The organism is Pseudomonas syringae (assembly GCF_021605415.1).
Lineage (GTDB): Bacteria > Pseudomonadota > Gammaproteobacteria > Pseudomonadales > Pseudomonadaceae > Aquipseudomonas > Aquipseudomonas syringae_S.
Window position 1 is genome coordinate 169,875 of the sequence record NZ_WKEQ01000010.1, and the last position, 14,217, is coordinate 184,091.

Annotated in this window: 12 protein-coding genes; 7 read left to right on the top strand and 5 right to left on the bottom strand. The window is 60.6% G+C overall.

The window, feature by feature from the left end; translation table 11 throughout:
• Positions 1–93 precede the first annotated feature (93 nt).
• Positions 94–2,091: a transketolase gene (tkt, locus tag GIW69_RS09990; protein ID WP_236482167.1), complete on the bottom strand. Its 1,998-nt coding sequence runs from the start codon at positions 2,089–2,091 to the stop codon at positions 94–96.
• Between the two features lie 272 nt (positions 2,092–2,363).
• Here tkt and GIW69_RS09995 point away from each other — a divergent pair, with 272 nt between their 5' ends.
• The 4 genes from GIW69_RS09995 (at position 2,364) to GIW69_RS10010 (ending at position 6,972) form a co-directional block, all read left to right on the top strand.
• Positions 2,364–3,359 carry a metalloregulator ArsR/SmtB family transcription factor gene (locus tag GIW69_RS09995; protein WP_236482169.1) on the top strand — a complete coding sequence of 332 codons (996 nt, stop codon included), beginning with the start codon at positions 2,364–2,366 and terminating at the stop codon, positions 3,357–3,359.
• 18 nt (positions 3,360–3,377) lie between these two features.
• Positions 3,378–4,568, top strand: a complete 1,191-nt coding sequence (gene metK / locus GIW69_RS10000; RefSeq protein ID WP_236482171.1) for a methionine adenosyltransferase — start codon at positions 3,378–3,380, stop codon at positions 4,566–4,568.
• A 240-nt stretch (positions 4,569–4,808) separates the two neighbouring features.
• On the top strand, positions 4,809–6,479 hold the full coding sequence (ligB, locus tag GIW69_RS10005; protein WP_236482173.1) for an NAD-dependent DNA ligase LigB: 1,671 nt from the start codon (positions 4,809–4,811) through the stop codon (positions 6,477–6,479).
• Positions 6,480–6,576: 97 nt separating this feature from the next.
• Positions 6,577–6,972 (top strand): DUF1090 domain-containing protein, encoded by a 396-nt coding sequence (locus GIW69_RS10010; RefSeq protein WP_236482175.1) that lies wholly within the window; start codon positions 6,577–6,579, stop codon positions 6,970–6,972.
• A gap of 119 nt (positions 6,973–7,091) precedes the next feature.
• Here the strand turns inward: GIW69_RS10010 and GIW69_RS10015 are convergent, their stop codons facing one another.
• Positions 7,092–7,541 carry a cytochrome c gene (locus GIW69_RS10015; RefSeq protein WP_236482176.1) on the bottom strand — a complete coding sequence of 150 codons (450 nt, stop codon included), beginning with the start codon at positions 7,539–7,541 and terminating at the stop codon, positions 7,092–7,094.
• Positions 7,542–7,668: 127 nt separating this feature from the next.
• Here GIW69_RS10015 and mltA point away from each other — a divergent pair, with 127 nt between their 5' ends.
• Positions 7,669–8,844: an MltA domain-containing protein gene (gene mltA / locus GIW69_RS10020; protein ID WP_236482178.1), complete on the top strand. Its 1,176-nt coding sequence runs from the start codon at positions 7,669–7,671 to the stop codon at positions 8,842–8,844.
• 63 nt (positions 8,845–8,907) lie between these two features.
• Here mltA and GIW69_RS10025 read toward each other — a convergent pair whose 3' ends face one another.
• A complete protein-coding gene (locus tag GIW69_RS10025; protein WP_236482180.1) occupies positions 8,908–9,291 on the bottom strand; it encodes an MAPEG family protein in 384 nt (127 codons plus the stop codon).
• A 33-nt stretch (positions 9,292–9,324) separates the two neighbouring features.
• Positions 9,325–10,158: an EamA family transporter gene (locus GIW69_RS10030; protein ID WP_236482182.1), complete on the bottom strand. Its 834-nt coding sequence runs from the start codon at positions 10,156–10,158 to the stop codon at positions 9,325–9,327.
• A gap of 236 nt (positions 10,159–10,394) precedes the next feature.
• On the opposite strand from GIW69_RS10030, the gene GIW69_RS10035 reads away from it, so the two are divergent.
• Together GIW69_RS10035 and GIW69_RS10040 are read left to right on the top strand one after the other, a co-directional pair.
• The gene (locus GIW69_RS10035; protein ID WP_236482184.1) at positions 10,395–11,564 is read left to right on the top strand and encodes an MFS transporter; all 1,170 of its coding nucleotides are present in this window, start codon (positions 10,395–10,397) and stop codon (positions 11,562–11,564) included.
• Positions 11,565–11,728: 164 nt separating this feature from the next.
• Entirely contained in the window at positions 11,729–12,994 is a 1,266-nt protein-coding gene (locus GIW69_RS10040) for a cation:proton antiporter (RefSeq protein WP_236482186.1), read from the top strand.
• Here the strand turns inward: GIW69_RS10040 and GIW69_RS10045 are convergent, their stop codons facing one another.
• Positions 12,995–13,882 carry a formate/nitrite transporter family protein gene (locus GIW69_RS10045; RefSeq protein ID WP_236482187.1) on the bottom strand — a complete coding sequence of 296 codons (888 nt, stop codon included), beginning with the start codon at positions 13,880–13,882 and terminating at the stop codon, positions 12,995–12,997.
• Positions 13,883–14,217: the final 335 nt, after the last annotated feature.

A 14,217-nucleotide genomic window follows, 5' to 3' on the forward strand; every position in this document is an offset into this window, starting at 1 on the left:
GCTTCAGCATAAATGCTGACTGAACGGACGCTATCGCTGGCAAGCCAGCTCCCACAGGGAATTGCGGTGACCGCTAGATCACCGCGTTGCGACTTAGTCTTCCAGCAGTTCTTCAGCCTGACCCAGGATGTTTTCCAGGGTGAAGCCAAACTCTTCGAACAACGCAGAAGCCGGAGCCGATTCGCCGTAGGTGGTCATGCCGATCACGCGACCTTCCAGACCCACGTACTTGAACCAGAAATCGGCGTGGGCCGCTTCGATGGCGATTCGGGCGCTGACCTGCAACGGCAGAACGGCTTGCTTGTAACCAGCGTCCTGTGCGTCGAACAGGCTGGTGCAAGGCATCGAAACCACGCGCACCTTGCGGCCCTGCTCGGTCAGTTTGTCGAAGGCTTGAACCGCCAGCCCCACTTCCGAACCGGTCGCGATCAGAATCAGCTCGGGCTCGCCCGCGCAGTCTTTCAGCACATAACCACCACGGCTGATGTCGGCGATCTGGCCGGCATCACGGGTTTGGTGCTGCAGGTTCTGACGCGAGAAGATCAGCGCCGAAGGGCCGTCCTTGCGCTCCAAAGCGTTTTTCCAGGCCACGGCCGATTCAACGGCATCGGCTGGACGCCAAGTGTCGAGGTTCGGCGTGCTGCGCAGGCTGGTCAGTTGCTCGATCGGCTGGTGCGTCGGGCCGTCTTCGCCCAGACCGATGGAGTCGTGGGTGTAGACATGGATCACACGCTTCTTCATCAGCGCCGACATGCGCACCGCGTTACGGGCGTACTCCATGAACATCAGGAAGGTCGCGCCGTAAGGCACCAGGCCGCCGTGCAGGGACACGCCGTTCATGATGGCGGTCATGCCGAATTCACGCACGCCGTAGTACATGTAGTTGCCGCTGGCGTCTTCAGCGCTGACACCTTTGCAACCTTTCCACAGGGTCAGGTTGGAACCGGCCAGGTCAGCCGAACCACCCAGCACTTCCGGCAACAGCGGGCCGAAGGCGTTGAGGGTGTTCTGGCTGGCTTTACGGCTGGCGATGGTTTCGCCCTTCTCGGCGACTTCGGCGATGTAGGCCGAGGCTTTTTCCGAGAAGTCAGCCGGCAACTCGCCGCTCATGCGACGGATGAATTCGTTGGCTTCGGTCGGGAAGGCAGCGGAGTAAGCAGCGAAACGCTGATCCCACTCGGCTTCGGCGGCTTTGCCGGCTTCCTTGGCATCCCATTCGGCGTAGATGTCGGCCGGGATTTCGAACGGGCCGTGGTTCCAGTTCAGTGCCTGGCGGGTCAGTGCGATTTCCGCGTCGCCCAGTGGCGCGCCGTGGCAATCTTCCTTGCCCTGCTTGTTTGGCGAACCGAAACCGATGGTGGTCTTGCAGCAGATCAGGGTCGGCTGCTCGCTCTTGCGCGCGGTGTCGATGGCGGTCTTGATTTCTTCCGGGTCATGACCGTCGACGTTGCGGATCACTTGCCAGTTGTAGGCTTCGAAACGCTTCGGCGTGTCATCGGTGAACCAGCCTTCGACTTCACCGTCGATGGAGATGCCGTTGTCATCATAGAAGGCGATCAGCTTGCCCAGGCCCAAAGTGCCGGCCAGGGAAGCGACTTCGTGGGAAATGCCTTCCATCATGCAGCCATCACCCAGGAACACGTAGGTGTGGTGATCGACGATGTTGTGGCCAGGGCGATTGAATTGCGCGCCCATGACTTTTTCCGCCAGTGCAAAACCCACGGCGTTGGCCAGACCCTGCCCCAGTGGGCCAGTGGTGGTCTCGACGCCCGGGGTGTAGCCGAATTCCGGGTGGCCCGGGGTTCGGCTGTGCAGTTGACGGAACTGCTTGAGGTCGTCGATCGACAGGTCGTAACCGGTCAGGTGCAGCAGCGAGTAGATCAACATCGAGCCGTGGCCGTTGGACAGCACGAAGCGGTCACGGTCGGCGAACGATGGATTGCTCGGGTTGTGCTTGAGGTAGTCGCGCCAAAGCACTTCGGCGATATCTGCCATACCCATAGGTGCACCGGGATGGCCGCTGTTGGCTTTTTGCACGGCATCCATGCTGAGGGCACGAATGGCGTTGGCACGCTCACGACGGCTAGGCATCGCTGATCTCCTGGGGATTGTGAAACCGGACTGAAAAATCGGAACGGAAAAAAGGCGAGCATTTTCCCTCACCCGGACGCCTTGGGGCAATGACAGAAAGTCATCTGCGGGCGTTTTTCCCATGGATAACGGCGGTTTCAGCAGGTGAAACCTTTCCGCTATTGGTTTGTAGAGTGAACCGCTTGCGGAGAAGTGCCATCTATCGAGCAATATCAAAACTTTTTGATATTGCTCTTGCGGTGTTTTCGGAGCGTCACTAGACTGCCAGCCCTATGAACTTACGCGTGCCTTCCATTCGCCATGACGATTGCGACGAGCTGGCGGCCCTGTGCAAGGCCGGCGGCGATCCGCTGCGGCTGAATGTATTGCGCGCGCTGACCAACGACTCGTTCGGCGTATTGGAACTGACGCAGATTTTCGGTATCGGCCAGTCCGGCATGAGCCACCACCTTAAAGTGCTGGCTCAGGCCGATCTGGTGGCGACCCGACGTGAAGGCAATGCGATTTTCTACCGTCGCGCCCTGCCCCACACCGAACTGTTGGGCGGCAAGCTGCACGCCGCGTTGCTGGAAGAGGTCGACAACTTGACGCTGCCCGTCGAAGTACAGGCGCGGATCGCGCAGGTTCATGGACAACGGGCGGCGGCCAGCCAGGACTTTTTCGCCCGGGTGGCGGAGAAATTTCGCGCCCAGCAAGACCTGATTGCCGGCCTCCCGCAATACCGTGAAAGCGTGCTGGCCCTGCTCGACAAGCTCAATTTCAATGGTGCAGCCACGGCCATCGAAGTCGGCCCTGGAGACGGCGCATTCTTGCCGGAACTGGCGCGCCGCTTCCATGCAGTGACCGCACTGGACAACAGCCCGGCGATGCTCGAACTGGCGCGCCAGGTCTGTGAACGTGAACAGCTGGCTAACGTCAGCCTGCAACTGGCCGATGCATTGAACGGCACAAGCCTTCAGGCCGATTGCGTGGTGCTGAACATGGTGCTGCACCATTTCGCCGCGCCGGCCGATGCGCTCAAGCACATGGCCGACCTGCTGCAACCGGGCGGTAGTCTGCTCGTGACAGAGTTATGTAGCCACAACCAGAGTTGGGCCAGGGAGGCTTGCGGTGATCTCTGGTTGGGGTTTGAACAGGACGATTTGGCCCGTTGGGCCACCGCTGCGGGACTCGTTCCCGGGGAAAGCCTCTATGTAGGCTTACGTAATGGTTTCCAGATCCAGGTTCGCCACTTTCAGCGGCCGGCTGGCGACACTCACCATCGGTAAATTCAGGAAAAAATCGAGATGAGCGAATACTCCCTCTTCACCTCCGAGTCCGTGTCAGAAGGACATCCGGACAAAATCGCCGACCAGATTTCCGATGCGGTGCTGGACGCCATCATTGCTGAAGACAAGTTCGCCCGCGTGGCGTGCGAAACCCTGGTGAAAACCGGTGTGGCAATCATCGCTGGCGAAGTCACCACCACGGCCTGGGTTGACCTGGAGCAGATCGTTCGTGATGTCATCACCGACATCGGCTACACCAGCTCCGACGTCGGCTTCGACGGCGCGACCTGCGGCGTGATGAACATCATCGGCAAGCAGTCCCCTGACATCAACCAGGGTGTCGACCGTGCCAAGCCTGAAGATCAGGGCGCCGGCGACCAAGGCCTGATGTTCGGCTACGCCAGCAACGAAACCGACGTGCTGATGCCAGCACCGATCACCTTCTCGCATCAACTGGTTCAGCGCCAGGCCGACGCCCGCAAATCCGGCCTGCTGCCTTGGCTGCGCCCGGACGCCAAGTCGCAAGTGACCTGCCGTTACGAAGGCGGCAAAGTGGTCGGTATCGACGCCGTTGTGCTGTCGACCCAGCACAACCCGGAAGTGTCGTACAACGACCTGCGCGAAGGCGTGATGGAACTGATCGTCAAGCACGTGCTGCCTGCCGAACTGCTGACCAAAGACACCCAGTTCCACATCAACCCGACCGGCCAGTTCATCATTGGCGGCCCGGTAGGTGACTGCGGCCTGACCGGTCGCAAGATCATCGTCGACAGCTACGGCGGCATGGCCCGTCACGGCGGCGGCGCATTCTCCGGCAAGGATCCATCGAAGGTTGACCGTTCGGCGGCCTACGCCGGCCGTTATGTTGCCAAGAACATCGTCGCTGCCGGCCTGGCCGAGCGCTGCGAGATTCAGGTTTCCTACGCGATCGGTGTGGCCCAGCCTACCTCGATCTCGCTGAACACCTTCGGCACCGGCAAGATCAGCGACGACAAAATCGTCAAACTGGTACGTGAAGTGTTCGACCTGCGTCCCTACGCGATCACCACCATGCTTGATCTGCTGCACCCGATGTATCAGGAAACCGCTGCATACGGCCACTTCGGCCGTATCCCGCAGACCAAGACCGTGGGCGACGACACCTTCACCACGTTCACTTGGGAAAAAACCGACCGCGCCGACGACCTGCGTACCGCTGCCGGCCTGTAAGACTTTCCTGGCTGCATGAAAAGCCCCGCACGGTTTGCGCCGTGCGGGGCTTTTTTTGGGGTCAAAAGATCGCAGCCTTCGGCAGCTCCCACACGGATCACGCCTTCCCCTGCAAGAGCTGACGCAGGCTGCGATCTGTTGATCTTCAACCCCTTGGAAACACCCCGAAAAACACTCCACCATCGAAGCAAAAATCCTGATCTAGCCTTCAAGCATTCCCCCTGAGCAAGGACGCTCTCGATGCTGCGGATTCTTATCGGTTTTCTACTGTCTCTCGTCTTTCTGCCGACCCTCGCCGCCAACTGCCCCGACTGGACGACTGCCAAGGCCCAGACAGAAATAACCGCCCTGCAAAACCAAATCGACCAATGGGACGACGCCTACCACCGCGATGGCCAATCACCCGTCGCCGACGACATCTACGACCAGTCGCGCCTGCAACTGACCCGCTGGCGGCAATGCTTCAACGCCGCCTCTGCGCCTGAACCGACACGTACCGCCAGCGGCCCGATCAAACACCCCATCGCCCACACCGGGCTGAACAAGCTCCACGATGCATCCCAGGTGAATGCCTGGTTCAACGGCCGCAAGCAGGTCTGGGCGCAACCGAAGGTGGACGGCGTTGCAGTCACGCTGATCTATCGCAAGGGCTCGTTGCAGCAAGCGATCAGTCGCGGCGACGGCATCACCGGACACGACTGGACAGCCTCGACGCGAAAGATCAGCGCCATCCCGCAACAACTCACCCAACCGCTGGATCTGCTCGTACAGGGCGAACTCTACTGGCGCCTGGAAAACCACATTCAAGCCAAGGCCGGCAGTCTCAACGCCCGCTCGACCGTGGCCGGCCTGATGGCGCGCAAAGACCTGAGCATCGAGCAGGCCGCCGGGATCGGGCTATTTGTATGGGACTGGCCGCAGGGCCCGGCCAATCTGCCGGAGCGCATCGCAACGCTCGAAAAGCTCGGCTTCGCTTCAACGGTTTCGTTCAGCCATCCCATCGATGCAGTAGAACAAGCACAGCACTGGCGCGATCACTGGTATCGCTCGCCACTGCCGTTCGCCACCGACGGCATCGTTTTGCGGCAGAACGTGCGCACGCCGGCCGAGCGTTGGGAGTCGCGCCCACCGCACTGGGCCATCGCGTGGAAATATCCCTTCGCTCAGGCGCTTGCCGAGGTGCGCAAGGTCAACTTCAAGATCGGCCGCACCGGTCGCATCACGCCGGTGCTCGAACTGATGCCGGTGATGCTTGATGACCGGCAGATCAAACGCGTCAGCGCCGGATCGCTGAAACGCTGGCAGGCACTGGACATCCGTCCCGGCGATCAAGTGGCAATCAGCCTGGCCGGGCTGACCATCCCGCGACTCGATGGCGTCGTTTTGCGCAGCGCCGAACGCGCCGACATCCGCATTCCCGCCGCCGCTGACTATCATGCGTTGAGCTGCTTGCAACCGACGCCGGGCTGCGAAAGCCAATTTCTCGAGCGCCTGACCTGGCTCAGCGGCAAGCAAGGCCTGGCGATACCGCATGTTGGCCGGGGCACTTGGGAGAAACTTTTGGAAACAGGCCATCTCGATGGCCTGCTGGATTGGTTGGCCCTCGATGCGCCAGAGCTTGTTAACATTGCCGGCCTCGGCGAGCGTAGCAGTGCGCGCTTGCTGGAAGGTTTTCACAGCGCTCGTCAGCGGCCGTTCCGCCAATGGCTCAAAGCCTTGGGATTGCCACCGACCGGTCAGGCGCGCCTCGCCGATTCCTGGCAGGCACTGGCACAACGCAGCACCGAACAATGGCAGGCTGAAGCCGGTATCGGGCCGGGACGCGCGGCGCAATTGAGCGCATTTTTCCGCGACCCGCACGTCTTGGGCTTGAGTGAAACACTACACGCCGCCGGTATCGACGGCTTTTGAACGCGCATCCCCGGTCATCCGGGAACCCAATGGCTGCACCAGCGCTCCAACAGCGCAGTGCCCCAACGACCCGTTTGTCTTTGCACATGGAGCTTGTATGAAACTTCTTGCACCACTCGCCCTGCTGGCCCTTTGTGGCGTCATGGCCGCTCCCTTGATGGCCGCCGAAGACGCTCCCGGCCTTACCGGTTGCGCCGCAAAAAAGCAGGGCGTCATCAACCAGATCGAGCAAGCCAAGTCGCGCGGCAACGCCGATCAGCAAGCCGGCCTTGAAACCGCGCTGCGTGAAGTCACCGAGCACTGCACCGACGCCGGCCTGAAGAAAGAGCGCGAAAACAAAGTGCTCGACGCCAAGCACGAAGTCAGCAAGCGTCAGGCTGATCTCGACAAGGCGATGAAGAAAGGCGATCCGGAGAAGATCAACAAGCGCAAAGACAAACTTGCCGAATCGCGCAAGGAGTTACAAGAAGCGCTGGACGAGATCGATAAGTAACACATCCGTGTTGCGGTGAATGTCAGATCGCCTTCGCAAGCAGGCTCGCTCCCACGGTTTCGCATCGATCCCTGTAGGAGCGAGCCTGCTCGCGAAGGCGTCGGATCAGACACCCTGAATCAATGATCGCGAAACTGTTTATGGCAAGCGCTACAGGCATCCTCGACTTTCTGCACCGCAGGCCCGAGGTTGCCGGCCTTGTACGGCTGAACCTTGCTGGCGGTCACCAACTCACCGGTGGCCGCTTCAAGGTTGCGGGCCAGCTCCTGAAAACGGGCCTGTTTTTGCCAGACTTCGTCCTTGGCGCTGGTGTGGTCTTCTTCACGAACCTGTGGAAAATGCTTCCACGGCTCATGGGACAACGCATCGAGCTTGACCGCGCCCTCGGCGAATTTCGGCCCGTCGAACGGAATGCGTCCACGCAACATGCCGCCGAGGTCTTCGCCGGTCTTGAGCATCTGCTTGAAGATCGCCTTGCGCTGGCCCAGCGGAGAATTCGGATCGACACCGCCGCAAGCGGACAGGGTCAGACAGGCCAGCAATACAACAGAAATGCTTTTAAGAGTCATGGTGGCTTCAGGTCACGGAAACGGCGGCCAGTATCCCCGCCTCGCCGAGAAACACCAATATCCCTATTAAATTTACGGGTAGCTTGAGCGCATGGAGCTTTCAGGCAACCGGCACAGGAATCACTCCATGAACAGCCGCCTCAAGGCCTGGCAGCACCCGCTCATCGCCACCCTTCCGTTGCTGGCCGTCCTCGCTGGTTGTACCGGCGGCGGCGACAACGAAAAGCCGAAAACCCATGCGCTCGCCACTTATTCCAGCGCCACGTGGGAAGCGCTGCCCGCCGTATCCGATGGTGATCTTGTGGCCGGCTTCGGTTCGTGGCGCAGCGCTTGTACCCGGCTCAAGGCAGATGCGGTTTGGGGCACGACCTGCGCGGCAGCGGCCAATGTGCCGCAAACCGCCACGGATATCCGCGCCTTCCTCAAGCAACACCTTGACGTGTATGGCCTGCGCGCCGAGAACGACAATCCGAACGGATTGATCACCGGCTACTACGAACCGGTCTATCCCGGCAGCCTGACCCAGACCGATGTGGCGAACGTCCCGGTGTACGGCGTTCCAGAAGACATGATCATCGTCTCGCTGGACAGCATTTACCCGGAGCTCAAAGGCAAACGCCTGCGCGGACGCCTTGAAGGCCGGGTGCTCAAACCTTACGACGACGCGGCGACCATCGAGAGCAAGGGCGTCAAGGCGCCAGTGGTGGCGTGGCTGACCGATCCGATGAACCTGCAATTTCTGCAGATCCAGGGTTCCGGACGCATCCAGATCGAGGGCGGCCGCCAGTTGCGCATCGCTTACGCCGATCAGAACGGTCACCCATACCGGCCGATCGGTCGCTGGCTGGTCGAACAGGGCGAGCTGAAAAAAGAAGACGTGACCATGGGCGCGATCAGCAACTGGGCCAAGGCCAATCCGTCGCGCATTCCGGAACTGCTCGGCAGCAACCCGAGCTACGTGTTCTTCACCCGCAACCCGGACAGCAACGAAGGCCCGCGCGGCTCATTGAACGTACCGTTGACCGCTGGCTACAGCGCGGCGGTGGATCGCAAAGTCATTCCATTGGGCAGCCTGCTGTGGCTGTCGACCACCCGCCCGGACGGCACCGCACTGGTTCGTCCGGTGGCAGCGCAAGACACCGGCGGCGCGATTGCCGGCGAAGTCCGGGCTGATCTGTTCTGGGGCACGGGAGAGGCCGCCGGGCAATTGGCCGGAGACATGAAACAACAGGGGCAAATCTGGATGCTGTGGCCCAAAGGTGCGGCGTTGCCGCAAGTGCCGCAGGTGGCTGACAAACCCTAAAAGCAAAAGATCGCAGCCCATGTACGAGCTGCCGCAGGCTGCGATCTTTTGATCCTGCTGTTACTACATCGACACAAAAAAGAATGCAGCAATCAACCCCATTCCCACAAACCACACCACCGACCGCAACGCCGCCCAGTCCGCCAGATAGCAAATGATGTAAAGCAGGCGACTGGTAATAAACAGCACCGCCAACACGTTGACCGTGACCAGCTCAGCCGTGCCCACCAGGTGCGCCACGAACACCGCCGCCGCAAACGCCGGCATCACTTCAAAACTGTTCAACTGCGCCGCATGCGCGCGTCGGGCAACACCACCAATACTGTCGAGAAAATCCCTCGGATCATGATTGTCCCGTGGGCGGAATCCGCCAGTGACTTTGGCAATCACCGTGCACACGTACGGCAGGAAAATTGCGATCAAAACGCACCACAGAGCTACCGTCATAAACCAGTCCCTTTTTCATTAGAGTTCAGGTAATCAAAACTTCATCACCAGCATGCCGATCAATACCAGCCCACAGGCTAAGAGCCGCGGTCTGCCGAAAGGTTCTTTCAGGTAGCGCATGCCGAACAGCACAACCAGAATCACGCTGATTTCACGCAACGCCGCCGCCTCGGCAATCGACCCCAATTGCATCGCCCACAGCACCAGAGCGTAGCTGAACAACACGCAAAACCCGACCGCCAGACCCAGCCGCCACTGCTCGCGCCAGAACAACATGAACGCCGGCCGCTTGCTCACCCACGCCAGCAGCGGAAACGGCCACGCGCTGAGCAATGTCACCCAGACCAGATAGTCCAACGGATGCGACCAGCGCCGCAGCGCCTGGCCATCGATGTAGGTATAGCAGCCGATACACAGGCCGATCAGCGCCACCACCGGCAACATCGACCACGGCAATCGCGCGCCGCCACCACCCTGCCAGAGCAGGCAAAGCATGCCGAACGGAATCAGCAGGATGCCGAAGATTTGTTGCGCGGTGAGCACTTCACCGGCAAACACCAGCGTCAGTGCCAGCACCACCAGTGGCGACAGACCGCGCATCAGCGGATAGACCAAGCCCAAATCGCCGACGCGATAAGCCTGGATCAGCAGATAGCGATAAAGCAGCTCGAACGCCGCCGAGGCGAGAATCCATGGCCAGATCTCCGGCGGCGGCACGCTTACGAAAGGAAACGCGGCACCGACGAACAACAGCGCCACCGTGTCCATGCATGCCACCACGAGCAACCGCTCGGCGCTGAATTTGATCAGGGTATTCCACGCCGCATGCAACAGCGCCGCCACCAACACCAGAGCCGTCGCCAGCACCGTCCACTCCTTATTGTCCTCACCGCCCCCATGCAACTTCGGCAGCTCCTACACGGGGCGACATAATTGATTCACCATATGTCAGCAGCTGTTTATACTGCAAACGACCACGCCGCACTCGGTTGCGCACAGACTAATTCCAATAATTCCCGCCTGCCCCGCTCTCTTATCGAGAACGGTCGTTCGCCTGCGTACGCCTGATCACAGCGTCAAGACTACTGACAGAGACCTTGCGCATGCCCCTCGCCTTGTTTGCACTCGCTGTTGCCGCTTTTGGCATCGGCACCACTGAATTCGTCATCATGGGTTTGCTGCCCGACGTCGCCCGCGACCTCTCTGTGAGCATTCCTCACGCAGGGTTGCTGATCACCGGCTATGCGCTCGGCGTGGTGTTCGGTGCGCCTATCCTGGCGATCGGCACCGCCAACATGCCGCGTAAAGCGACGCTGCTGGGGATGACGTTGATGTTTATTCTCGGCAACATCCTCTGCGCCCTTGCGCCGAATTACGCCACGCTGATGGCCGCTCGCGTGGTGACTGCGCTGTGCCATGGGGCATTCTTCGGCATCGGCTCGGTGGTCGCCGCTGGCCTGGTCGCGCCGAACAAGCGCGCCCAGGCGATTGCGCTGATGTTCACCGGTTTGACCCTGGCCAACGTGCTTGGCGTGCCGCTGGGCACTGCACTCGGCCAATATGCCGGATGGCGCTCGACCTTCTGGGCAGTCTCGGTGATCGGCGTGATTGCCGCCATTGCCCAATGGCTGTGGCTGCCGAAACACATCCCGATGGACAAGGCCAACCTCGCCAGCGAATTCAAGGTGCTGGGCAAGATCAACGTCTTGTTGGCGCTGGGCATGAGCGTTCTGGCGTCGACCAGCCTGTTCAGCGTGTTCACCTACATCGCGCCGATCCTGCAAGACATCACCGGCGTCAGCCCCCACGGCGTAACGGTCATGCTGCTGTTGTTCGGCGTCGGTCTGACCGGTGGCAGCATGCTCGGTGGGCGCCTCGCCGACAGTCGACTGCTGCCGTCGCTGGTGGGTGTGGCGCTGGCGGTCGTGGTGATTCTCGCCGCGTTCAGCCAGACCAGCCGCTCGGTGGTGCCCGCCGCGATCACGCTCGTGCTATGGGGGATTTTTGCTTTTGCCCTGTGCCCGATTTTGCAACTGTTGATCATTGATCAGGCGCACGAGGCGCCGAATCTTGGCTCGACCCTGAATCAGAGCGCGTTCAACCTCGGCAACGCGGCCGGTGCGTGGATCGGCGGGTTGGTCGTGGCCAGTGGCGCCGATCTGGCGGACTTGCCGTGGACAGGCGCGCTGGTGGGTGTTTTGACGGTGCTGACAGCCCTGTTTTTTATCTATCTGCAACGGCGCAGTGCGACGGCGGTCAATGCATCTGGCTGAAATGCCCTGTCGCCCAGCTCTCTCCCAAGGGAGAGGACTGGGCAGCGGCGGCCCGATGAGGGCTGTTGATCTTCACGACTCACCCATCAACTGTGCCCTCAGCCGCACTCACCCCATCAAACCCTGACTGCATACTCCCCCATTCCTCATCCAAAGGATCCCGGATGCTTGAACTTGTCGCCGCTTTCATTTGCCTCACCACCCTGCTCACCTTCGTGAACTTCCGCTTCATCGGCCTGCCCCCAACCATCGGCGTGATGGTCACCGCGTTACTGTTCTCCCTGTTGCTGCAAGGCCTGAGCCTGCTCGGCTATCCCGGTCTCGAAGACCGCGTGGAACAACTGATCGGCCAGATCGACTTCGGTGATCTGCTGATGAACTGGATGCTGTCCTTCCTGCTGTTCGCCGGCGCCCTGCACGTCAACCTCAACGACCTGCGCAACTACCGATGGCCCATCGGTCTGCTTGCCACCTTTGGCGTCTTGATTGCGACCGTGGTCATCGGCAGCATCGCCTATTACATTTTTGCCCTGTTCGGCTGGCACGTGAGCTTCATGTATTGCCTGCTGTTCGGCGCGCTGATTTCACCCACCGACCCGATCGCGGTGCTCGGCGTGCTGCGTACCGCCAATGCCTCCAAACCGCTGAAAACCACCATCGTCGGCGAGTCGCTGTTCAACGACGGCACCGCCGTTGTGGTGTTCACCGTATTGCTGGGCATCGTGCAACTGGGCGAGACCCCGACCCTCGGCGCGACCGCCATGCTGTTCGTCCACGAGGCCATCGGTGGTGTGTTGTTCGGCGGGCTGATCGGGTATCTGGTCTATCGGATGATCAAAAGCATCGAGCAGCACCAGATCGAAGTGATGCTGACGCTGGCGCTGGTCATCGGCGGCTCGGCGATGGCCAGTGAACTGCATGTCTCTGCGCCGATTGCGATGGTGGTCGCCGGTCTGATCATCGGCAACCTGGGCCGCAATCTGGCAATGAACGACATGACCCGCAAATACCTCGACGGTTTCTGGGAACTGCTTGATGACATGCTCAACGCCCTGCTGTTTGCGCTGATCGGCATGGAGCTGTTGCTGCTGCCGTTCAACTGGTTGCACGTAGCGGCGGCGAGTCTGTTGGCCGTAGTGATTCTGTTGTCGCGCCTGCTGACGGTGGCGCCGGCAATCATCCTGCTGCGGCGCTGGCGCACCGTGCCGGCCGGCACTATTCGCATTCTGACCTGGGGCGGTTTGCGTGGCGGTGTGTCGGTGGCGCTGGCCCTCGCCCTGCCGCTGGGCGAGGAGCGCGATCTGCTGCTGAGCATCACTTACATCGTGGTGCTGTCGTCGATCCTGCTGCAGGGTTTGAGCATCGGCAAACTGGTCAAGTACGCGACGCGCAACGAGCCTGCGACTGCGGTCGAGACCGCGCACCGCTGATCATTTGTCGTCCTGTCGTGGATCAGGTTTTTCGACCTGATCCACGACTTCTTTTGGCGGCCCACTTTCACTGCGAATCTGCGCATGGCTGATCAGCGCAAAGATGAAACTGCCGCCAATGATGTTCCCCGCCAGTGTCGGCCCGGCGAACACTTGCCAGAAATCACTCCACGGTAGCTCGCCGGCAAACACCAGATACGACACCTCTGCCGAACCGACGACGATGTGGGTGAAATCCCCAAGCGCCATGAAGTAAGTGATGAGGACGATGATCCACATCTTCGCGCTCTCCATGGACGGGATCATCCAGACCATCGTGGCGATCATCCAGCCGGACACGATGCCCTTGGCGAACATCTGCCAAGGATCGTTCTCCATGACCTTGCGGCCGATGTCGAGAAAAGCGATATCGGTTTTGCTGTCGAATATCGGCAGTTCGAGCATGACGTAGGCCACCAGCAACGTGCCGCACAGGTTGCCGACCAGCACCACAGTCCACAGACGCAGAAGCCGGCCGAAATTCGCCAGCGTGGGCTTGGTCATGACCGGCAGAACGGCGGTCAGGGTGTTTTCAGTGAACAGTTGCTGGCGGGCGAGGATCACCGCAAGGAATCCCGCGCAATAGCCGAAACTGGCAATTACCTTGAACCCTTCACCTTCGGGAAGCCGCGAGTTGAGCAGCCCCATCGCCATCAGCGACAGTCCCATGGTCAGCCCCGCCGCCAGCGCCGACCACCACAACGCAGCGATGCTGCGCTCCAGTTCCTGATCGCCCTGTTTTCGGATGATTTCGTGAAGCACCGCCGCACGGGGCGGCTGGCCCTTGTCGACTTCGTGCTGTTCTTTGGCGGAGAGATCGGGGGTTTTGCCGTCGGTGGGTGTGGTCATGGTCGTTGCAACCGGTGAGTGGGGTTTAGCTACGACCGCTGACGGTTGGAATACGTTCTGTATGCGCCACAAAATCCTGTAGGCGCTGCGGCACGCTCGGGCCGCGATCGGACGATCTTTAGATCTTGATCGTTCCCACGCTCTGCGTGGGAATGCAGCCCGGGACGCTCCGCGTTCCTTTGGACAGTCAAAAGATCGCAGCCTTCGGCAGCTCCTTGTATCTCGACTATCGCCCCTGACGGAGCGATAGTTCTCGACTGATCATCGAGGGAGGGATCTGGAAGCCGCGCAGCTCCTTAGGCTTTTTGCCTGCAATGTAGATGGTGCTCCATCCC